The sequence below is a fragment of the uncultured Phocaeicola sp. genome (genome assembly GCF_948499155.1).
Taxonomy (GTDB): domain Bacteria; phylum Bacteroidota; class Bacteroidia; order Bacteroidales; family Bacteroidaceae; genus Phocaeicola; species Phocaeicola faecalis.
Genome location: NZ_CAOOSE010000015.1, coordinates 47803 through 70356, shown reverse-complemented (window position 1 = coordinate 70356; position 22554 = coordinate 47803). Strand labels below are relative to the sequence as shown.

Here is a 22554-nt window from a genome sequence, read left to right as displayed (position 1 = left end):
GAGCATTGTGTATGGAGGTTTATTTAGGGCTTGGAACCAACTTGGGCGATAAGGAAGCCAACCTGCATGCGGCTGTGCAACAGATAAATATGCGGATAGGGAAGGTGACTTCCCTTTCCGCTTTTTATGTTACTGCTCCTTGGGGCTTTTCTTCCGGACATTCATTTCTGAATGCTGCCTGCTGTGTCGAGACTTCTCTGTCTCCCTTTGGTGTTTTAGAAGAAACGCAGTCAATAGAGCGTGACTTAGGCCGTACCAAGAAGTCTGTTGACGGTAACTATAGTGACCGCTTGATTGATATTGACCTCTTGCTGTATGGCGATTTAATACTGAATACACCTACTTTGACTCTTCCTCATCCTCTTATGCATGAGCGGCTTTTTGTGATGGAGCCGTTGGCAGAGATAGCACCGAAAGTAGTGCATCCGGTATTGAAGCAAACCATATTTTCAGTTTATGCCACCAGTCGTCGCGTCACCTTGGATGCCGACATCATTCTGACTATCAGATAACTGACGAAGAAGGCAACCACAGCTATGCAGATTATGTGAACCACTGCCGGAACTCCTTTAGGCAACCATGCGGCAAACATATCATACCCCATTTGTACAAAGACAAAGTGGCAAAGGTAGATGCCGAAGGTCATCGAGGCCAGCCGGGAAAGGGCAGGAAAGTAGGGAACTTTGATTTTCTGTACAATGATAAAGACAGGAAAGGTCATCATAAATACATTGATGCCGCCAAATAACCATACGATTTCCAGATAGGCATAATTGCCCGGAAAGTATTCCTGCATGATAAGGTAACCTCCAAATGTAATGGCATATCCTGCCGCAAACATGGGTATGCCGATGGAGAGAGTTTTTCTCCAACTCCATTGCAAGGGATATTTCACTAGATAATAAGCTAATATCAGATAACCGATGAAGCCTGACACATAGTAAAAGGAACCGAAAGCATTCCAGTCACAAACACCCAGAATATCCATATTCCCCCAATTGCCGATATAGCCCAGTGCGGGAGCCGCCATCTTCAGATAGGGAAGAAACAAGGATACTCCCCAAATGCGAAGAAACAGTTTGACGTCTTTTTGCGAGGCGCGGTCGAGCCATGCCCCGAAAATGGGGATAATGAGATATAATCCTACCAGCATATAAAGATACCAAAGGGGCGTAGTGTCATAGTTGAAATTAAAGATAAAGGTACATATCTTGGTCACTGTCATTGGCCATGTGAAGGTGGACATATCGATAGTGGGGTTGTCGGTGGTGGCAATGTAGTTCAGATATACGAAGTACAGCACCGGCAGCATGACCGACCAGAAAATGAGGGGCACCACGATGCGCCCGATACGTTTCCGGTAGAACTCGCTCATGCCGCTGCGTATGGGGAACAGCAAGACTCCGGTCATCATGACGAACAGAGGTACACAACTTCGCACCGCGCTTCCCGCAGCACACCCTTGCAGGAAAGTGCTGCGGTCTGTATCAAAGCGCGCCACAAACGGGTCGCAACAATGTGCAAACACGACCAGAAAACAGGCGATAACGCGCAACAGGTCTATCCAACCTATGGTTTCTTTTCTTCTCAATTCCATCTGTGGCCAAGCGTTTTATACGGTAATATTAAGTAGAACTTCTCCCTTGGTGTTCAACACCTTTATTCTCAGTTCGCCTTTCTTTTTCTCGATAACCATCACTGTGGCACTATCCATGTCATATCCTCCGCCGACAACGACAGGAAAGTTATTGTCCAGTTTTCCTTTCGGATGATAGGCATACTCGTGCGTATGCGCATTCAGGCTTACGTTGAAGGGGGCTTTTTTCAGCAACGGTTTCCATAAGTCTTCGCAAAGGTTCTTATAATCGTTTCCATATAGGGGAATATGGTGAATCAGGATTCGTTTTCCGGCTTTCTTGAATTCTTTGGATGCCAGTTCTTTTTTCAGGAAGTCCACCTGCTCATTACGCAGTTGGGTAAAGTCGTTCAAACCGTAATATACCCAGTGGTCGTCCGGTTTGTCTTCACCGCAGTCCAGCATCACGATACGTGTATCACCCCAGTTGAAAGCGCCGTAGGTCTTGTTGCCCACATAGTCATAATGGTCGCGCAGGCCGATAGAATAAGCATTCCGTATTTCGTGGTTGCCGCGCATGAAGAAAGTAGGTACGCGGTCGCTATGCACTCCTTCCGTCAGTTCGCTGATAAAGGTGGTTGCCTGTTCGTGGCTGGCAGGATCGTCTACACAGTCACCGTTGAATACTACAAAATCGTAGTCGATATTCTGAATCTGTTGGCACAAGGCGCGGAAAGTTTGGGGATGTTGGTGCAAGTCATTGAACACTACGGCAGTGAAGTTATCGCTGTCGGGGGCAGGAAGGGTGAATTCATTGAATTCCGATTGGACGGTATTGCCGAATACTTTGTTATAAGCCTGATAGCGCAGAATTTCTTGTGAGCAGACGCGGTAATAGTATTTCTGTCCCGGCTGTAAACCGTCCAGGCGGATTTTATGCAGTTTGTTGTTACACACCGCTTGTCCGTCCATAATGGTGCGCGCACGTTGCAGTTGGGTTGAGTCGGTTCCATATTCTACCCAGCAGTAGGCCGGAACGGTAGTCTCCCACATCACGGTGATTCCATTTCCTACCGGATTCTGCAAATAAGGTTTTGTACGGAATATCTTTTCTGTTTTTTCTGCTGTGCGGAGGGTTACCACCAGCGGGCGATGGTCGGATGCTACCGGTTCGTCCAGCACTTTGGAGGAGATGGCGGCAAATCCTTTGGCGTTATTTTTCAGGGTAACAATATAGTCGAGTGTTTCTTTCGGTTTGGGGGCGGGGAAAGTGGGCACTTTCGGGTTGGAAAGTATCTGGAAGTCCTTTTGGAGCCCTTTGATAAAATCGGACTGAGGTTTGGCATTCATGTCTCCGGCCAGGAAGAAGGGCTTTTGGACAGAAGCAGCAAAATCCTTTATCATGTTCAGTGAAGTCATTCGGTCTTCCTCCGTCAGCGAGAGATGGGTGCAACAATAGATATAGTCTTCAAATTCGGCCATAATGAGTGCGCGGGCCTCTTCACGGCCCGGCAGTGCCATAGTCCGGATACAGACAGGAACTTGCTTGGTGAGCAGTCCGATGCCGTATTTTCCTCCGTCGTAATCGATAGCAGGAGCAAAGTAGGCGTGCATTTGCGTACGTTCAGCTATTTCGCCGAGTACGTATGTTTTTCCGCTGCGGTTGGTCATACTGTCCAGTTCCTGGATGGCTACGGCATCGGGGCAGGCATTATTTATCACATTGGCCACACGCTGGAAATTCTGTACGTTATCCATGCCGTTGGCATTTTTGATGTTGTAAGTCATTAACTTTAAGGTGTTTTGAGCTTGTGCGACCGAGAGTGTCAGTAGGGCTGTAACAGCCAGAAAGAGTGTCTTTTTCATGTTTTATCCGGTATTATTTAAATTGAAACGCTTCAAAGGTAAGGATAAAAAATATGATTTTGGCACTCGTTTGTGTTAAAAACAACTGTGTCTTATCGTCCTACAAGCGAAAAGCTGTTTCTTCCTTCCTCCTTTCACTAACCGTTGAAACGCTCTGCTGATGGGGGGGGCCGGTAGTGAAGGGACATCCCGTCACTGTCCTTTCAGCCTCCTTTCATTCGTAATACTTCTTCCGGATTTAAACTTCTTTCATTTACGGTAGGGGCGGACCCATGTGTCCGCCTGATGGCTTAAAGCAGACTGTTCTCGGGCAGACACACGGGTCTGCCCCTACAGAAACCGGTGGGCTAAAAAGATGTGTAGACATACAATTGCTGAAGGCAGGTTGTGAAGGGACTTGGGAAGCGCGGCTGAAGGGAGGATGAGGGGATGTGCTGTCATCTTTAACCGGTTGATAACCAGTGTGTATGAATCAAAATGAAAGGATGAAGGGAGAAGAGGGAATGACCAGCTTAATGAGGGGATACTCCCAACTGCCCCTACATGAAAAACATGCCGAGCTTTTTAAAAAAGATGGTGAAGTTTTTAAGAAACCTCCTAATCTTTTTTGAAAACCTCAAGGTCTTTTTTGAAAAGCTCAAAGTCTTTTTGCTCACACATCGAAGTTGTCAACTAAATCCAGTACACTTCACACATACGGTGGCATCAGCCTATACGTATATACGCGTAAGCCCACACGTATATATGCATCGGGCTACACGTACGTACGCATCAGCCTGCATGTATATATGTCATTGTGTCAGGCTCCGTCATATCCTGACGGTTGTCCTGATACCGTATCAGGTTTTCGGGAGTTCTTTCATTTCTTTCCTGCGGGCGAAGCCTGTGTCATTCGGATACAGCTCACTATCCCTGCTCCGACAGCGAATAATATGGCCAGAAACAAACAAGCCTGTGCACGTTCTCCTTCAGAGAATATTCGGAAAAGCAACGCCACCAATGTAGTGCCTAATGTTTGTCCCAGTAACCGGGCTGTCCCCAGCATGCCGCTTGCGCCACCGCTCCGTCGGGTAGGGGCGGAAGAGACAATGGTGACATTATTGGGAGTTTGAAACAGTCCGAAGCCCATACCGCAGAGAGCCATCCGCCATACAATATTCCAGCTTTCGGGATGCTCGGGAAGAATATAGAGTGAGAAAAGTCCTGCTGCAAATACGGCCATTCCCATTCCTCCCAACAGTCCCGGATGCACACGCTCTACAAGTCGTCCGGCAAGAGGGGCTGTCAATATCGTGGCCAAAGGCCAGGGAGTCAGCAACAGTCCGATTTCGACGGCATTATAATGTAATACATTCTGCATAAAGAAAGGCAAGGACACCATTGCCAACATTTGTGCCGTGAATGAAGTGATGGATGTACCGATGGAGAGTGCAAAGATAGGGATACGCATTAAGTCGACCGGCAGGATGGGGGCTTCTTGTTTGAGTTGCCGGCGGATGAAGAATGTTCCTATGATGGCCAGCATCACGATTTGCAGTCCGATGAAGTCGCGGTTCTCGGAATGTGCAAAGCCCTCCAAAGAATAAATCAGCAGTCCGAAAGTCAGTGCATTGGCTATTGCACTGATTTTATCGAACTTATGTCGTTTTTCGACAGGCGGATTGTGCGGTAGCAAGCGATGGCCGATGATGAGTGCCGCCAGTCCCAACGGGATGTTGATGACAAACAGCCAGTGCCAGCTTCCCAAGGCCAGAATACTGCCGGCGATGGACGGTCCGGCTGCTGCCGAAACTGCAACGACCATGGCGTTCACTCCCATGCCGCGTCCCAATATTTGTGGCGGATAAATCAATCGGATAAGTGCCGTGTTGACACTCATTACACATGCGGCTCCGAATCCTTGGATGACGCGTGCCGCCGTCAGCATCCAGAAAGAAGCGGATAAGGCACAAGCCAATGATGCACCGACAAATATAGAAATACCGATAAGGAATATGCGCCTGTATCCATAGATGTCGCCCAATGAGGCGAAGGAAAGCAGTGTCATGGTGATAACCAATTGGTAGGCATTGACAATCCAAATGGCCGTTGAGGGGGTTACATCGAAATCGTGTGCTAGCGTAGGCAGGGCGATATTCATAATCGTCCCATCCAGAACTGACATCATAATAGCCAGCAATACGGCTATTACAGCTAAATATTGTCGTGGTATAAATGCAATCTTTTCTTTATTCATGTTGCAAAATTAACGTAAATCGGGCAGACTCGGTTTAATTTCTTCTAAATAATTAAGGAACCTGTGTTAAAGAGTTGCTAAATAGTATGCGGCTTGGAGAATAATGCTTATCTTTGCGGCCGTTAAAAACAGTGGAGAGATTTGAGTAGCTTGCAACCACAGAAAAAAATGCTAAAATAATACATTGACTTTCTTCCGTATAATTTCTACTCTGATTTAATTCCCCCGTTTGATAACGAATTAACTTTTAGTTTTAAATTCTTAATTTTATATTCAAAATGGGATACTTATTCACATCCGAATCGGTGTCAGAAGGACACCCCGACAAAGTGGCCGATCAAATATCGGACGCTGTGCTTGACAAACTGTTGGCATTCGACCCCAGTTCGAAAGTAGCTTGCGAAACCCTGGTAACTACCGGACAGGTGGTGCTGGCTGGAGAAGTGAAAACAAAAGCGTATGTAGACTTGCAACGTATTGCACGTGAAGTGATTAACCGCATCGGTTATACCAAAAGCGAATATATGTTCGAAGGAAATTCGTGCGGTGTGTTCTCGGCTATTCACGAGCAGAGCGCAGACATCAACCGTGGCGTAGAACGCGAAGACCCGATGAATCAGGGTGCAGGCGACCAGGGAATGATGTTCGGCTATGCTACCAACGAAACAGAAAATTATATGCCGTTGTCACTCGACTTGGCACATAAACTGCTGATGGTTCTGGCTGAAATTCGTCGCGAAGGAAAGGTAATGACTTACCTCCGTCCCGATGCAAAGAGTCAGGTGACTATCGAATATGACGATAACGGAAAACCTGTCCGTATCGATACCATTGTGGTTTCTACCCAACACGACGAGTTTGTTACTCCCGCCGACGGCTCCAAAGAAGCTCAACAGAAGGCCGATGAAGAGATGCTGGCGAAGATTCGCAAAGATGTAATTGAAATCCTGATGCCCCGCGTCATTGCAGAAATTCATAATGAAGACGTGCTGGCTCTGTTCAATGACCGGATAATCTATCATGTGAATCCTACCGGTAAATTTGTTATCGGTGGCCCTCACGGAGATACCGGTCTGACCGGACGTAAGATTATTGTTGATACTTACGGTGGAAAAGGCGCTCACGGTGGTGGTGCTTTCTCGGGTAAAGACCCCAGTAAAGTAGACCGCAGTGCTGCATACGCCGCCCGTCACATTGCCAAGAATATGGTGGCAGCCGGTGTAGCCGATGAAATGCTGGTTCAGGTTTCGTATGCCATCGGTGTGGCCCGTCCTATCAATATCTATGTGAACACTTACGGTCGCAGCAATGTGAAGATGACCGACGGCGAAATAGCCAGGAAAATAGACGAGTTGTTCGACCTCCGCCCGAAGGCTATCGAAGAACGTCTGAAACTGCGTAACCCGATTTATGAAGAAACAGCTTCTTACGGTCACATGGGACGTGAACCGAAGGTGGTGACCAAGACTTATGAATCTATGTATCATGAGACCAAGACACTGGAAGTGGAGTTGTTTACTTGGGAAAAGCTGGATTATGTGGATAAGATAAAGGAAACATTCGGTTTATAAAAAAACGAATCCGGATATGGTGTGTTTTCGGGCGGATTCACTCCGCCCGAAAATATAAGGCTTTACAATGATGAACGATATAAAAAACGTATGTGTCTATAGTGCATCCAGCACAAAGATTGCAAAAGAATATTTTGATGCTGCCGGGGAACTGGGACGTCTTTTGGCGGAAAAGCGGATTAATCTGATTAATGGCGCAGGCTGTATCGGTCTGATGGCCGCAACCTCCAATGCGGCATTGGCTGCCGGTGGTACTGTGACAGGCGTTATCCCGCATTTTATGGTAGAACAGGGATGGCATCACACCGGGCTGACCAAACTGATTGAAACCGAGACCATGCATGAACGCAAACGGATGATGGCCGATTTGTCGGATGGAGTGATTGCTTTGCCGGGCGGATGCGGAACATTGGAAGAACTACTCGAAATCATTACATGGAAGCAATTGGGACTCTATCTCAATCCCATTATTATCTTGAATATCAACGGCTTTTATGACTCCCTGTTGGATATGATGCAAAGGGCAGTAGACGAGAACTTTATGCGAAAAGAGCATGGCGCTATCTGGAAAGTAGCTTCTGAACCCGAAGAGGCCGTCAATTTACTCTATACAACACCTGTCTGGAACAAAGAAATCCGTAAATTTGCAGCGATATGAGCGAAAACTGTCATCCCGGAATAGAATACCTGCTTCAGCTATATGCCGAAGAACAAAGCCGTGTGGATACGACTTTGACGCAAAAGGTACATCATGTCACCAGACAAGAAGGGATGAGAGGAGAACAAATACCTTATCAGCTTCGGTCGGATTGGATGGTGACCAGTGTCTTGTTTCTGTGTTTCATCCTGGTGTCCTACGTCCTTGCCCACGGAAAGAAACATCTGGAGCAACAGTTTAAGAATTTCTCCTTGTCGAAAGAGCGTGCCAGCTTGTTTGACGATACCACTGCCTCGGATGTCCGTTATACACTAGGCCTGATTTTCCAGACCTGCATCCTTGCCGGTTTCTGTGTATATGATTATTTTTCGGACCACGATTTGCTCTTATTCCGCGTTGTACCCCACTATCTGTTATTGAGTATTTTCATAGGATGTGTGGTTCTCTTCTTGTTGTTTAAGTGGCTGGCATATAGCTTTGTGAATTGGATATTTTTTAACAAAATCAAGAATATGATTTGGATAGAATCGTATTTTAACGTGATAATCGGAGCCGGTTTTCTGCTTTTCCCCATTGTCCTTTTGATTGTCTATTTTGATTTATCACCGCAACTTGCGCCTTATTTTATCGGTTTTGTTATAATAATTGCTAAAATTCTGCTGTTTTATAAGTGCATTAATAACTTTTTCAACAGAATTCATGGCATTCTCCATTTAATTCTGTACTTTTGTGCCCTAGAAATTCTCCCTGACCTGATACTGTGGAAGGGGATAGTTATAGCGAACAACATTTTGGTTTTAAATTTTTAGTACATTGAAAATAAAAAAAGTCCTCGTATCTCAGCCGAAACCGACTTCTGAGAAGTCACCTTATTACGATATAGCTGAGAAGTACGGTGTGAAAATTGATTTTCGCCCGTTCATCAAAGTTGAGAGCTTGTCGGCCAAAGAGTTCAGACAACAAAAAGTCTCTATTCTTGATCATACAGCAGTGATATTTACTTCAAGACACGCTATTGATCACTTTTTCAGCCTATGTGCTGAATTACGTGTTACCATACCCGAGACAATGAAGTATTTCTGTACTTCCGAAACAATTGCCTTGTATATACAGAAGTATGTGCAGTATCGTAAACGCAAAGTGTTCTTTGGAGCGACCGGTAAATTTGCGGATTTGCTTCCATCCATTGTTAAACATGGCACTGAGAAGTATCTTGTTCCGATGTCGGACGTGCACAATGACGAGATTAGAAATGCATTGGACGGCAAGAAGATTCAACACACTGAGGTAGTGATGTATCGCACAGTAAGCAACGATTTCACTCCCGAAGAAAATTTTGATTACGATATGTTGCTGTTCTTCAGTCCTGCCGGAATCAACTCATTGATGAAAAACTTCCCTGAGTTCGACCAAAAAGAGATTGCCATCGGATGTTTTGGTCCTGCAACGGCTAAAGCGGTCAAAGAAGCCGGTTTGCGTCTTGACCTGGAAGCTCCTACTGTGGAAGCTCCTTCAATGACGGCTGCACTGGATATGTTTATCCGTGAACGTAACAAAGATTAATTTTTTTAGTTTATAGCCCGAAATCGGGGGTTTTGTATCAAAAAGTTATAACTTTGTGATCCGAAACCCTCGGTTTCTTTTTATATGGAAAAGTAAAACTATGGCAGAATATACACTTAGCAAAGCGGAACGATTGAACAGCAAGGCGATGATAGAACGTCTTTTTGCCGGTGGAAACAAATCTTTTCCGGCTTTCCCCTTGCGTGTGGTGTATATGTGGCTGGATGCTTCGGAGGGGGAGGCACCTGCTTCTATCTTGATAAGTGTCCCTAAGAAACGCTTCAAGCGGGCGGTAAAACGCAATTTGGTGAAACGCCAGGTGCGTGAAGCATACCGCAAGAATAAACGGCTACTGACAGATGCACTGGTTGCCAAGGACAAAAGACTGGTTTTAGCCTTTATATGGTTGGACAACGAAATCCATCCTTCGGCTGAGGTAGAGGAGAAGGTGAAGAGGTTACTGTTTCATATAATAGAAAAAATAGAATGAAAAAGCTGCTTTCACGTCTTCTGCTACTCCCTATTTATTTCTACCGGGGTTATATTTCTCCCATGACTCCGCCTTCCTGTCGTTTTGTTCCCACTTGTTCCGAATATGCTATCGAGGCGATTAAGAAACATGGCCCTTTTAAGGGTTTGTATCTGGCCGTCCGCCGTTTGTTGCGTTGCCATCCGTGGGGTGGTTCGGGATACGATCCTGTCCCTTAAACTATAGCATTTTATGTTACTTGATATCCATACTCATTATGCGGCTCCGATAGCGGGCGAAAGCATTCTGAATGTAGAACCTGCCGCTTTCTGTCCCATAGAGGGAAATTATTATTCTGTGGGCATTCATCCGTGGAGGGTGGGAGGCAGGTGGGAGGAAGAGTGGGAACTGCTGCGCAAAGCGGTGACACATCCTGCTGTGCTGGCTATTGGCGAGGCAGGGCTCGATAAAATGACCTCGACGAATCCGATGCTTCAGAAAGAAGTATTTGAACGACAAATCTTGTTGGCGGAAGAGATAGGCAAACCGTTGGTCATTCATTGTGTGAAAGCCTTTAACGAGTTGGTGGAGCTGAAAAGAAAATTCCGTCCAAGCATGCCGTGGGTGGTACACGGCTTCCGTAATAATGTGAATATAGCCCGGATGTTGCTGCGCGAGGATATTCGTCTTTCGATAGGAGAGAAGTATCAACTACCTGTGTTGCAGGAGATTCCTTTGGAGTGCTTGCTGACCGAGACGGATGAAAGCCGGATGCCCGTCCGTGACATCATAAAGGGCATTGCCGAAGTGCGGCGGGTGACCGTAGAAGAGCTTTCCATGCAGATAGCCGAAAATGCGGGAAAAATCTTTTTTCGGCGATAAGAGTTGTTTCTTCAGATAAAGAGTCGTACTTTTGTGGCATTAAAGTATAAATCAAACAATTAAATAGATTAATCATTCGATGAATTTTGTAGAAGAATTAACATGGCGTGGAATGGTGCATACAATGATGCCGGGCACCGAGGAGTTATTGGCTAAAGAACAAGTTACAGCATATCTGGGCATCGACCCTACTGCTGACTCTTTGCATATCGGCCACTTGTGTGGTGTGATGATGCTGCGTCATTTCCAGCGTTGCGGTCATAAGCCGTTGGCTCTTGTAGGTGGTGCAACCGGTATGATTGGCGACCCTTCCGGTAAATCGCAGGAACGTAATCTGCTGACAGAAGAGACTTTGCGTCACAACGTAGCTTGCATCAAGAAGCAGCTGGCCAAGTTCTTGGACTTTGAGAGCGATGCTCCCAACAAAGCCGAATTGGTGAATAACTATGATTGGATGAAGGATTTTACTTTCCTTGATTTTGCCCGTGAGGTAGGTAAGCATATCACAGTGAACTATATGATGGCTAAGGATTCTGTACAGAAACGTTTGAACGGTGAAGCCCGTGACGGTTTGTCATTTACAGAATTTACTTACCAGCTGTTGCAGGGTTATGACTTCCTGCACTTATACGAAACAAAAGGCTGTAAACTTCAGATGGGTGGCTCTGACCAATGGGGTAACATTACTACCGGTGCCGAGTTGATTCGCCGTACCAACGGTGGCGAAGTATTTGCTTTGACTTGTCCGTTGATTACAAAGGCCGATGGTGGCAAGTTCGGTAAGACTGAATCAGGTAACATCTGGTTGGATCCCCGTTATACTTCTCCTTACAAATTCTATCAGTTCTGGTTGAATGTAAGTGATGAGGATGCTGCCCGCTACATCAAAATCTTTACTTCACTGAGTCAGGAAGAAGTGGAAGCATTGACCGCAGAACATGCCGAAGCTCCACATTTGCGTGTATTGCAGAAGCGTCTGGCCAAGGAAGTGACTGTTATGGTTCATTCGGAAGAAGACTACAATGCGGCTGTCGAAGCATCAGGCATTCTGTTTGGTAATGCTACTTCGGAGGCATTGAAGAAACTGGATGAAGACACGTTGCTGGCCGTATTCGAAGGTGTTCCCCAGTTTGAGGTATCACGTGATGCATTGGCAGAAGGTGTGAAAGCGGTAGATTTATTCGTCGATAACGCTGCTGTCTTCGCTTCAAAAGGTGAGATGCGTAAGTTGGTTCAAGGTGGAGGCGTTTCGCTGAATAAAGAGAAACTAAATGCCTTTGACCAAGTGATTACGACTGCCGACCTGCTGGATGAAAAATACCTGCTGGTTCAACGCGGTAAGAAGAACTATTATCTGGTGATTGCCAAGTAAGGAAAGAGAGATTCTTTTTGATAGATATAAGACGGGGGTATGTCAAAACGTGGATAATGCTGTCGTTTCGTTCGTAGGGGCGAGGTTCACTCGCCCGAAAACAGTTTACTTTGTGTCTTCGGGCAGGCAAACCCTGCCCCTACAACTGACGATTGGATAGGCTGGTTTAGTTTTGACACACTCCCGCTTTTTTGTTCCTTCTTATAACTCTATATTCGTATTTTATTTCCCATCTATTTCCTTCAGCAATTCATCCACAGCCACTTTCAACTGAGTATCTTCGCCCTGAACGACTGTTTCCGGTGAATTGGCTACCTTGATATCCGGTTCCAACTGACTGTTTTCCAGATAACTTCCGTCCGGCAATTGATAACCGATGATAGGAATACCGAATACCAGTGAGGGGTCTTGAAGCGTCTCCCACGATACACTCGTCATGGTGCCCGGTACAGGCATACCCACCAGCTTGCCCAATTTTTGATGACTGTAAACCCACGGAGTACCGTGTGCATTACTGTAATTGGCTTCGCATTGCAGCATGATGGACGGCTTGTTCCAACGACGGCTCGGCATATCACACGCTTCACGTCCGCGTACCACCTGAGTGAAATACTTCTTGCCGCTGAATAGTATCTCTATATCCTCGTGCAAGCGGCCTCCGCCGTTGAAACGAGTGTCGATTACAATTCCTTCGCGGTCATTGTATTTGCCCAAGATGTCCGAGTAGACAGAGCGGAAACTGTCATCACCCATCGACTGGATATGTACATAGCCCAAACGTCCGCCAGACCATTTGTCCACATCAGCGGCACGCTGTTTCACCCAGCGCGTGTAAAGCAATCCGTTCAGAGCACCGTTGCTGATAGGAACCACCACCTCTTCCCAGCGTTCTTTGGTCTGAGGATTATAAAGAGAAACCAGCGTCTTCTTCCGGCTTAAATTATTGAATAGTGCCGCATAGTCTGCTTCGGCAGTAATTTCTTTTCCGTTTATTTTCTCTACAATGTCTCCGGCTTTTACTTTGGAGCGGGCATGGTCGAACGGTCCTTTTTCCACCACTTCGGAAATGAGCAGCCCCTTGCCGTCATAGTTCCAGTCGTACAGCAGTCCCAGATTGGCTGTGGCATCTCCCTTTAGATTGGAATAATAACGTCCTCCGGTGTGCGACACATTGAGTTCGCCCAACCATTCGCTCAGCATCTCGGCAAAGTCATAGTTATTGCTGATATGCGGCAGGAATTTGCGATAAGCGGCACTCATGGCATCCCAGTCTATCCCATGCATATTGAGATTGTAGAAACGCTTCTGATGCTGTTTATAGACATGATTGAACATATATTCGCGTTCTGCTGCCAAGTCCATCGTCATATCCGCCTTATAGCTTATGGGCTTCAATGTTTCGGAAGCGGCATTCATCTTCTGCATGGTGCTTCCGCCCAAGACAAAGATTTCTTTTCCTTCCTTATCCATTTCCATGTTTGTCCAACCGGTATTCATCTTATGGAGCAACTTGGTATCCTTCTTTCTGAGGTCCAGTTTCCAAAGGTCGAATCCGCCTTCAAAAGCAGAAAGATAATAAAGCTTCTCACCGTCTTTGGAGATGATGGCGCTGCTTAAGTCCGAGGAATTGGGAGTAAGGCGCACAATGCGGTCTTCCATATTCTTCAGTTCGACCACAATATCCTTTATTTTCTCCTCTTTGGTATCTTCTTTTTTATCCTTATCCTTTTTCTTGTCTTTCTTCGACTCGTCTTTTTTGGTCTTATCCTGTTCCTTTTCCAGTTCTTTCTGCAATTCATAATCTTCCTTGCTCAAGCGGAACTTGTCGTATGCATCCTGATTGAGGAACACCAGCATGACATCGTTCAATGAGCCCCATGAAGCATGATTGCGCATACCATAGCGTTCGGTGATAAACAGGATGGCATTGCCATCGAGCACCCAACGGGGCGAACCGCTGGTGTAACCGCTATTGGTAATATTAATGATATCTCCTCCTTGCGCATTAACCAAGCCGATGTCTGAATATGGGTCATGCCTGTTCCCGATAAACTCCAATGTAAACCATTTGCCGTCGGGTGACCAAGCATAGTCAAAACCTCCTCCGGTGCTGTACCATGTGGAGCCGTCCGTCACTTGGCGTACCTTCTTAGTATCGAGATTCATCACCATCAAGCGGTTGCGGTCTTCGATAAAGGCCAACTCCTTGCCGTCCGGTGAAAACTGCGGATAGGCGCGTTCCACCTTGGCGGACGGCAATAACACTTCCTCTTCGATAAGAGTGGCATTCGGGAAGTTTGCTTCTTCCTTGCGTGCTATTTTAGCCAGATACAATTCCCAGTTACCGTTTCTCTCGCTGGCGTATGCCAGTGTGCGGTTATCGGGTGCAAAGGTTACCCCTGCTTCGCGTGCCGGGGTGTGGGTAATCTGTTTGGTAGTAGTGTAATCAGCCGAAGTGACAAAGACTTCTCCGCGTACGATGAATGCAATCTGTTTTCCATCGGGTGACACCGTGGCCGAAGTAGCGCCTTTAGTAAAACTTAAATCAGCTATTTTGTCCTGATCGTCACGTATCAGGTCTATTTTTACCTTTTGTGGGGCGGCATTTCCTTGTTGGGTATAGATTTCGCCATCATAAGTATAGCACAAAGTCCCGTTGCTGCCCATAGAAAGGAAACGGACCGGATGGGTCTTGAAACTTGTCACCGGCTTGACGGATTGCGGTGCATCGAGCGGGAACGAATATACGTTGAAGCTTCCGCCATCACGTTCGCTCAGGAAATAGACAGTCTGATTGTCCGGAGAGAGTACCGGATTCCGGTCTTCGCCTGCATGCCGGGTGAGGTTGGTATGTTTTCGGCTTTGCGTGTCATACATCCACACATCTCTGGTGATGGACGATGTATGATGTTTGCGCCATTCATCTTCAAAACCTTTTCTATCTTGATAGAGCAAGGTTTTTCCGGTTTTATCAAAACATACGGCTTCGGCAGGAGTTCCCAACACCTGTTCGGTACGTCCTCCTTTGGTGGGCACTCTATATAGTTCGGTCATGGCCGATGTGGGAAACAAGGCACTGTTGGCAGGGTCTTGAATGGCAGCGGAGAAAAGTATGTATTTGCCGTCCGGGGTAAAAGCGGAAGGCAGTTCTGCTGCCGAATGAGTGGTGAGCCGCTGTGCCGGTCCGCCATCGGCAGGCATCACGAACACATCGAAATTTCCGTTTCGGTCACTGGCAAAAGCTATTTTTTTTCCGTCGGGCGACCATATAGGCGTACACTCGTAAGAACTCTGTGTGGTGAGTTGGGTAGCAGCGCCTCCTTTGGCAGGCACCTTATAAATATCCCCTTTATAACAAAAAACGATTTCCTTACCATCCGGGGAAATCTGCACGTCACGCATCCAAAGTGGAGTTCCTGCGTAACTGTTCGCCGTCGCTATACAGCCCAGCGCAATACAGGCTAGAAGTTTTTTCATACTATAGAAGTCTTTTAATTAGGCTTACAAAGATACACATTTGCATTTTGTAGCAAAAAAAAGTGCGAAAATATTTGGATTATATAGATAGAAAAACGTATCTTTGCACCGCTTTCCAAGGAAAGCACATAATGATTGGACTATGGTGTAATGGTAGCACAACAGGTTTTGGTTCTGTTTGTCCAAGTTCGAATCTTGGTAGTCCAACAAATCAACAGTTTATTTAAGACAAAAAGCCTCTAAAATTACAGTTTTAGAGGCTTTTTTCATATCCGGTCACCATCAGTCTTAATGTCCTAACATTGGGAAGATATGGCAAGCTATGCTTTCGTCTGAAAGTAAGATAGAGGCAGAGCCTTTCATATCTTTTAGGATGGGATAAGAAGCATGTTGGTTGTCTAGTATTATTTCGGCTGTGAAGAAATTATTTCCATCCATTACAGTTACTGTCTTCGTGCAATTCACTATTTTTCCATTTGGATAACCATGCCGGGCTGCTTCATATCCTTCGAATTCCATTTCTACAGGCATTCCTTTCTTTACTTTTGTAATGTATCGGTAGGGGATAAGCACTTCGGCATGAATGCAACCGGTTACATCAATCCCTGTTACGGTGGCTGTGCCCTTGATGCTTTCTGGATAAGGAATAAAGAATGCCGCCAATATTAATATCAGTAGGATGCCGGTGATATCGCCTATTCCGGTGCGTATGATTTCGGGCGGTACTTTGCCGATAATGTTCCTTACCTTTTCACTTCTCAGTTCTATATTATTGAAATCTGCCATAATTTTTTCTGTTTTCTAATTTCCCAGTTCTAATTGGTTTTTTACAAGATTATAATAGGCCCCCTTTTTCTCTATCAGTGAAGCATGGTTACCGGTCTCCACTATACGTCCTTTATCCAACACTATAATTTGGTGGGCATTTTTTACGGTGCTGAGCCGGTGGGCTACCACTACGACTGTCCTTCCTTTATAGAACTGATCCAGATTCTCGACTATAGCTCGTTCGTTTTTGGCATCCAAGGCATTAGTGGCTTCATCCAGGAAGATATATAACGGGTCTTTGTAAACCGCACGGGCTATCAGTATACGTTGTTTCTGTCCTTGGCTCAATCCTATTCCGTCTCTGCCTATCATGGTACTGAACCGCATGGGCAGACTCATGATGAATTCTTTTATATTGGCTATTTCTACAGCACGCAGCAGTCTTTCTCCATCTATGTCTCCGTCATCCACGGCGATGTTTCGGGCAATGGATTCAGAGAATATCACTCCGTCTTGCATTACTACCCCGCACTGCCTGCGCCACCATTTCAGGTTGAAGCTGTTCAGGTTGGCTTCTCCTATCTTTATTTCTCCGTTCATTACAGGATAATACCCCAGCAACAGTTTCAGCAAGGTGGTTTTTCCACTGCCCGAAGCACCCACTATGGCGGTCACTTTCGTTTCGGGGATGGTGAGGCTTACATCTTCTATGGTCATCTTCGGGCTGTGCGGGTCATATTTGAAGCCGACATGCTCAAAAGAAAGGTCATTGGAGATACCCGGTATTTCGGTCAATAGCCTGTTTTCATTCTCTTCATTCTTCATTTCATGAATTTCATTGATGCGTTCCAGACTGATTTTCACATCTTGCAATGAATAAAGGAAGCTCATCAATTGTTCCACCGGACTGTTCAGTTGTCCGATGATGTATTGCACAGCCAGCATCATACCCAGTGTCATTTGTCCGTGGATGACGGCGGTGGCGGCAACCACGGTTATCACTATATTTTTCACTTCGTTGATGAATATGCTTCCGGCCTCCTGTGTTTGTTGCAACTTCAAGCTTTTCATTTGTACGCCGAACAAATCCGCTTGCACATCTTCCCATTCCCATCGCCGGCGTTGCTCGCAGTCTTGTAGCTTAATCTCTTGCATGGCAGTGATGAATTGGTAGGTCTTGTTGCTGTTTTCTGCCTGTTTTTCGAATAATTCATAATCCAGAATCTTTCTTTTTTTCAGAAACAAGGCAATCCATAAAGCATAAAGAACGCTTGCAAGCATAAAGATGCAGAAAATGGCCAGATTATAGCTGAATAATACACAGCCGAACACCACGAAACTGAGCAGTGAGAACGTGACGTTCAGCATTTGGGTGGTGAGAAACTTCTCTATCCTGTTGTGGTCGTTCATGCGTTGCATCAGGTCACCCATCAGTTTGGTGTCGAAGAACGACATAGGGAGTTTGAGCAATTTGATGAAAAAGTCGGAAACCAACGAAATATTGATTCGCATACTGATATGCAGCAAAATCCATCGGCGGATAAAGTCGACCGAAGCACGGCTGATGGTTAGTATCAGTTGCCCCAGTAAGATAAGATAGATAAAGTTCAGATTTTGATGGACGATACCTACATCTACAATCGCTTGCGTGAGGAATGGAAAGATGAGCTGCAGCAGACACCCCACCAACGCTCCTAGTATGATTTGTCCGAAGTAGCGGCGGTGCTGTCTGAGGTAACCCAGCAGAAAACGGAAAGAGCGTTTGTCTTTTGTTGTTTCTTCCTGCTGTTCATAAAAGGCAGGAGTAGGCTGTAAAAACATGACTATTCCTTTTTCTTCTCCATTAGACCGGGTGCTAAGCCAATGTTCCTTAAATTCCCTATCGTCATAGGTTACAAGTCCCTTTCCGGGGTCGGCAATATAGAATGTTTTACCTTTCTTTATTTGATAGAGAACTACGAAATGGTTTTGATTCCAATGCAGGATGCAGGGTAATGGAGCTTCGTGCAGTTGTTCTATTGTTACTCGTCCGCACGTGGTGTGCAGCCCCAGGCGGGTTGCCGCATCGCTGATGCCCAGTAGTGACACGCCTTCGTTGGTAGCAAAGCAGTAGTGGGAAAGAGTATCTTGTGAATACTCTTTCCCATGGTATTTGCATATCATTTGCAGGCAGGCAATGCCGCACTGCATGGAATCGTGCTGGTGGTAAACGTGGAATTTGCTCATGATGGTACGTTAATTTACTCCATATCTTGAAGTATCCACTTCTTTAGGAGTTCTATCTTGGAATCCGTTGAATTTGTAGGTAAAACTCAATGTGATATTGCGTTGATAGAAATTTTGGTTGAGGTTTTGATACTGTTTGTCAAATCTTACCTTTACTTTGGGATACAAGGATTCAAAAATGTCATTGCATTGTAGGCTGACTATTGCTTTATCTTTTGCAAAAGTATATCTCAAACCGGTGTTGATGCACCAGTTATCTTCCAAATCCCAGATTCCCTGTATGCTGGGAGTTCTGTAGAAAGCCATAAGATTCATGGTTATATTGGGCTTTTTTGATATGAAGATAGTGTTGTAAGCCATTAACGATCCGGTCCATTTATTTCTGTTGTATGCAAGTTGAAACCATTCGTTGCTTTTATAACGTTCGTTGTATATGTTAGCAATCAGGTTTGAGCTGACAATATTCCCGAAATTGATAGGAATGGCTGCTGTAAAGTTCAGCAACGACGTGTAGTCTATATTGAAAGTTTTATGCAGTAATTGCAGTTTCTCCGGCGATTGATAGCTTTGGTCTATGAAAAAATCTTCCACCTTATAGTAGGAGACTTGAAAAGTGTATTTATTCTTCAATACATAGGTCAAATTGGCATTGCCGGTTCGTGCCGGTTTTAGTAGAGGGTTGCCCATAGAGATGCTATATTCATCATTATAGGAAGTGTAATTCTGTCTTTGCCAATAACTCGGATAGCTCCTGATGGAATTGTATGCCAACTGGAAGATGTGATTGTTTTCCGGAATAAAAGTAACTGTTATATTAGGCAACAAGGCATTTTTTCTGTAACTGTTTATTTTGTATAATTCACCGATGAGTGAACAATCTATCGACAGTTTTCCTTCATAGAAAGATTTTTGGGTACCGGCATAAATATTTCCTGTATGTTCTTCTGTAGCGAAGGCATTTGTAAAACTGCCTTCATTGTCGTGCTGTTTGTCTACATTGCTTTGTTTGTTGTTGTTCTTTACATAGTTATAGCTGACTCCATAGTTTAATATCCAATTGTTCTTCAAGTTATGGCTCATGTCGGCATACGCTTTCACGCGGTCTATATTCTGTTTTCGCTGATAGGTGAATGCATCTATGGAGTGGTGGTCTTTTATATACTTCATGTTTTGCGTGTTGTCGTCTGTATAGTTAGTGTACTCTACAGAAATGTTTCCCCATTTATGTTTGTAGTACAGGCTGGCATTGTGTAAGTAGTTTTTTCCTTTGTTTAGGGAGTTTGCATCCGAAAATAGGTTGTTCACGCTATATGCATCTGATTTGTTCCGGGGGGCATATAGTCCGTTGTATGACAGTTCCAGTGAGTGGGTATCATCTAAGTTATACGCTATGTTTGTGTATACGTTATGTTTGTTGCTAGTTGATTTGGTACGACTTTCCGAGTCAATGTCATAGATATCGTTTCCCAAGGTATGTTTTGCTGTAGTTGTGCTTTTACTTATTTGTTTGTTGTCAGCAATTGAATACATTAAGTCGAATGACCATTTGGGGCTAGTCAGAAACAAACTTCCCACACCGCTGAAAGAATTTTCATGCTGGTTGGTCCATGTAGCCTGTACCTGTCCATTCATGGTGTATCTATTTTCTTTTTTCAGTACCACATTGATAACGGCACCTTTAATGTGTAGTTGTGGAGGAGCATTGTAGATAACTTCCACTTTCTCCACTTTTTCGGCCGGCAATGTTTTTAAATATTCAATGATTTGTTCGGTACTCAGGCTGGAGACTTTGCCGGATATTAATATGGTAGTGCCGTTCGCTCCTGCTAGGTTGAGGCTGTTTCCATCTGTGCTGCTGATACTGGGCAATTCTTTTAGTAGTTCGTGAGCATTAGCGATTATTTTATTTTGTTTTACTGACTGCAAATCGTAGGTTAATCTATTGTTAATCATCCGAATAACCGGCCGTTCTGCTTTTACGATTACTTCATCCAGTTTACTGTCTGATTCCTTTAAAATTATATTTCCTATTTGTTCTTTAGATGAGTTCAAACACATAGTTTCGTATGCCAGATGTTGGAACATCAACCGATAGGGCTTTTCCGTCATTGGAAGAGTGAACCGCCCTTCCTTGTTCGTTATGGTTCCGGCTATAAAGGTTGAGTCCTGCTTTTGCAGAATGATGGCAACACCTTCTATGGCAACACTGTCTTTGTCTATTACCTGTCCGACAATATTACTTGTTTGTGCATGGCTATGTGTGACATATACCAATGCTAGGAGGATGTATAAATGTCTCATTGTTTATTTATAAATTAGGTTTGTTTGAATAGTTGGAGCATATTGGCAGCGAGGGTCAGGATAATCCCAATTCTCTTCTCCATACGCTTTTATAACTTTTACTAGGCATCGTCTGTGGTTCTTTCTGCAAAACTCAAAAATGTGACATTTCGTGCAGGCACTATTTTCCCGAAACTGAGTTTGTCCCATTTCAAATAAGGCTTTAGCCCTCGGCGATTGCCAAATTTCTGCTAATGTCTGTTCTTTTAAGTCTCCTAAAATGAATTGAGGATGCCAATATAGTTGTTCGCAAAGTGTTACTTTTCCGTCGGGCAATACGAATAATCGATTTTCTAGAATTCCGCATGACCCTCCTTTAAAGCATTGGTCGTTGGGCTTTCCTTTTTTATAAATTTCTTCTATGGCTTCATCGCTTACATAGATAGTACATCCTTTATCAGGTATTAGCTCCGATTTAATGAAGGAGCAAATTTCAGTTAAATCTTTTTTGGTGGCTTGTATTTCTGAAAATGTTTGTGGAGTATAGATTGATAATTCGGGTACTCTAATTTCCCAATAAACAAGATTTTTAATTTGTTTGATATAGTTGTATAATTCTATTATATCGCTTTTATTTGAATTATGTTTGGTTAAAATGGTATCTATCTGAATCTTGAAGCCGTATTCTTGCAGAATGTCAATTCCATCTTTAATACTTTTAAGATACCCTTTCTTGCATTCGATCAGGTCAATTAGTTTATTTTCGTCTAAGATGTCCAGAGAAATCTGTATGACATTATTGTATCCTGTTTTATATAACTTCTCGGCAATACTGGCATTAATAGGAACCTTAGTTGATATATAGCTAGGAGTTAAGTCTGAAGCCACTAATTTGTGAAGGATAATGTCCCAGTCCTTTTTGCAAAATACTTCTCCGCCTATGATATCTATATATGACATTTTAAGTTGTTTGGCTTCTTCGATAAGAGCTAATATCTTTTCGGTATCCAGTTCTATGCATTTGGTTTTCTTGTCTGCGTAGCAATATTTACAGTTTGTAACGCATTTGTTGGTAAGCATAAATAGTAGAGATTGTGGGGAGCGATGCATTCTATCCGGTGTCAAGTCTACATTGTTGCACTGAAGGTCGCTTATGTTAAAATCATAATGCAAATCTTCAGTTTCTATTTGGGAAAGAGGAATGAGTGTATTTGCAGGGAAAATAACTTTATTGGAGTCTATAACTGTAAAGCAATATCCGGAGTTGCTGATATATGGAAGAATCATATCATACACCGCATTAGGAGATAAATGAAAATGTTTTGCTATTTCATCTATGTGTGTTGTCAACGTTTTATTGTCGGTGAAGAGAGATAATATCATGGCCTGAAACGGATGTATGTATCCTATCCATTCAATGGAAGCATTGTATTTTACTTGCTTGTTGGAATACATAACAATTCTGTCAATATCATTTTTAAAATGATAGTCAGGGTTTAAAATATATATATTATTGATATCTATCATATTTTGTGTTTAAATAGAGTGAATGAAGATGCCACAAATATACTTGTATCTCAAATATATTGTGACATCTTTCTTCTACATTG

General features: G+C 44.3%; 18 protein-coding genes and 1 tRNA gene. 11 read left to right on the top strand and 8 right to left on the bottom strand.

Annotated elements, in window-relative coordinates:
• Window positions 1-11: 11 nt before the first annotated feature.
• Window positions 12-512: a 2-amino-4-hydroxy-6-hydroxymethyldihydropteridine diphosphokinase gene (folK, locus tag QYT14_RS11800; RefSeq protein ID WP_288325448.1), complete on the top strand. Its 501-nt coding sequence runs from the start codon at window positions 12-14 to the stop codon at window positions 510-512.
• Here folK and QYT14_RS11795 read toward each other — a convergent pair.
• Window positions 455-1597: an acyltransferase gene (locus QYT14_RS11795; RefSeq protein ID WP_288325449.1), complete on the bottom strand. Its 1143-nt coding sequence runs from the start codon at window positions 1595-1597 to the stop codon at window positions 455-457. The genes folK and QYT14_RS11795 overlap by 58 nt on opposite strands.
• A gap of 15 nt (window positions 1598-1612) precedes the next feature.
• A complete protein-coding gene (locus QYT14_RS11790) occupies window positions 1613-3442 on the bottom strand; it encodes a metallophosphoesterase (RefSeq protein WP_288325450.1) in 1830 nt (609 codons plus the stop codon).
• Between the two features lie 467 nt (window positions 3443-3909).
• Here QYT14_RS11790 and QYT14_RS11785 point away from each other — a divergent pair, with 467 nt between their 5' ends.
• Window positions 3910-4053, top strand: coding sequence for a hypothetical protein (locus tag QYT14_RS11785; RefSeq protein ID WP_288325451.1), 144 nt, complete (start codon window positions 3910-3912; stop codon window positions 4051-4053).
• A 248-nt stretch (window positions 4054-4301) separates the two neighbouring features.
• Here the strand turns inward: QYT14_RS11785 and QYT14_RS11780 are convergent, their stop codons facing one another.
• Complete coding sequence (locus tag QYT14_RS11780; protein ID WP_288325452.1) at window positions 4302-5678, bottom strand: MFS transporter; 1377 nt, start codon at window positions 5676-5678, stop codon at window positions 4302-4304.
• Window positions 5679-5956: 278 nt separating this feature from the next.
• Here QYT14_RS11780 and metK point away from each other — a divergent pair, with 278 nt between their 5' ends.
• The 8 genes from metK to tyrS all read left to right on the top strand — a co-directional run bounded on the left by metK (window position 5957) and on the right by tyrS (window position 12193).
• Window positions 5957-7249 carry a methionine adenosyltransferase gene (metK, locus tag QYT14_RS11775; RefSeq protein WP_288325453.1) on the top strand — a complete coding sequence of 431 codons (1293 nt, stop codon included), beginning with the start codon at window positions 5957-5959 and terminating at the stop codon, window positions 7247-7249.
• Between the two features lie 70 nt (window positions 7250-7319).
• A complete protein-coding gene (locus QYT14_RS11770; protein ID WP_288325494.1) occupies window positions 7320-7907 on the top strand; it encodes a TIGR00730 family Rossman fold protein in 588 nt (195 codons plus the stop codon).
• A complete protein-coding gene (locus tag QYT14_RS11765; protein ID WP_288325454.1) occupies window positions 7904-8716 on the top strand; it encodes a DUF4271 domain-containing protein in 813 nt (270 codons plus the stop codon). The genes QYT14_RS11770 and QYT14_RS11765 overlap by 4 nt, the downstream gene beginning before the upstream one ends.
• 4 nt (window positions 8717-8720) lie before the next feature.
• Complete coding sequence (locus QYT14_RS11760; RefSeq protein ID WP_237040108.1) at window positions 8721-9470, top strand: uroporphyrinogen-III synthase; 750 nt, start codon at window positions 8721-8723, stop codon at window positions 9468-9470.
• Between the two features lie 100 nt (window positions 9471-9570).
• A complete protein-coding gene (gene rnpA, locus QYT14_RS11755; RefSeq protein WP_237040107.1) occupies window positions 9571-9960 on the top strand; it encodes a ribonuclease P protein component in 390 nt (129 codons plus the stop codon).
• A complete protein-coding gene (gene yidD / locus QYT14_RS11750; RefSeq protein ID WP_005945203.1) occupies window positions 9957-10178 on the top strand; it encodes a membrane protein insertion efficiency factor YidD in 222 nt (73 codons plus the stop codon). The genes rnpA and yidD overlap by 4 nt, the downstream gene beginning before the upstream one ends.
• A 13-nt stretch (window positions 10179-10191) precedes the next feature.
• Window positions 10192-10821, top strand: coding sequence for a TatD family hydrolase (locus QYT14_RS11745; protein WP_288325455.1), 630 nt, complete (start codon window positions 10192-10194; stop codon window positions 10819-10821).
• Between the two features lie 79 nt (window positions 10822-10900).
• Window positions 10901-12193, top strand: a complete 1293-nt coding sequence (tyrS, locus tag QYT14_RS11740) for a tyrosine--tRNA ligase (RefSeq protein ID WP_005945209.1) — start codon at window positions 10901-10903, stop codon at window positions 12191-12193.
• A 222-nt stretch (window positions 12194-12415) separates the two neighbouring features.
• On the opposite strand, the gene QYT14_RS11735 is transcribed toward tyrS, so the two are convergent.
• Window positions 12416-15670 (bottom strand): S41 family peptidase, encoded by a 3255-nt coding sequence (locus tag QYT14_RS11735; protein WP_288325456.1) that lies wholly within the window; start codon window positions 15668-15670, stop codon window positions 12416-12418.
• Between the two features lie 136 nt (window positions 15671-15806).
• Here QYT14_RS11735 and QYT14_RS11730 point away from each other — a divergent pair.
• Window positions 15807-15877 (top strand) — tRNA-Gln (locus QYT14_RS11730).
• A gap of 81 nt (window positions 15878-15958) precedes the next feature.
• Here QYT14_RS11730 and QYT14_RS11725 read toward each other — a convergent pair.
• Genes QYT14_RS11725 through QYT14_RS11710 form a run of 4 tightly spaced genes read right to left on the bottom strand, consistent with a single transcriptional unit; the run spans window position 15959 to window position 22471 of the window.
• Entirely contained in the window at window positions 15959-16456 is a 498-nt protein-coding gene (locus QYT14_RS11725; RefSeq protein ID WP_288325457.1) for an HlyD family secretion protein, read from the bottom strand.
• Window positions 16457-16471: 15 nt separating this feature from the next.
• Complete coding sequence (locus QYT14_RS11720; protein ID WP_288325458.1) at window positions 16472-18664, bottom strand: peptidase domain-containing ABC transporter; 2193 nt, start codon at window positions 18662-18664, stop codon at window positions 16472-16474.
• Window positions 18665-18673: 9 nt separating this feature from the next.
• Complete coding sequence (locus QYT14_RS11715) at window positions 18674-20965, bottom strand: outer membrane beta-barrel family protein (protein ID WP_288325459.1); 2292 nt, start codon at window positions 20963-20965, stop codon at window positions 18674-18676.
• A gap of 3 nt (window positions 20966-20968) precedes the next feature.
• The gene (locus QYT14_RS11710) at window positions 20969-22471 is read right to left on the bottom strand and encodes a radical SAM protein (RefSeq protein ID WP_288325460.1); all 1503 of its coding nucleotides are present in this window, start codon (window positions 22469-22471) and stop codon (window positions 20969-20971) included.
• Window positions 22472-22554: the final 83 nt, after the last annotated feature.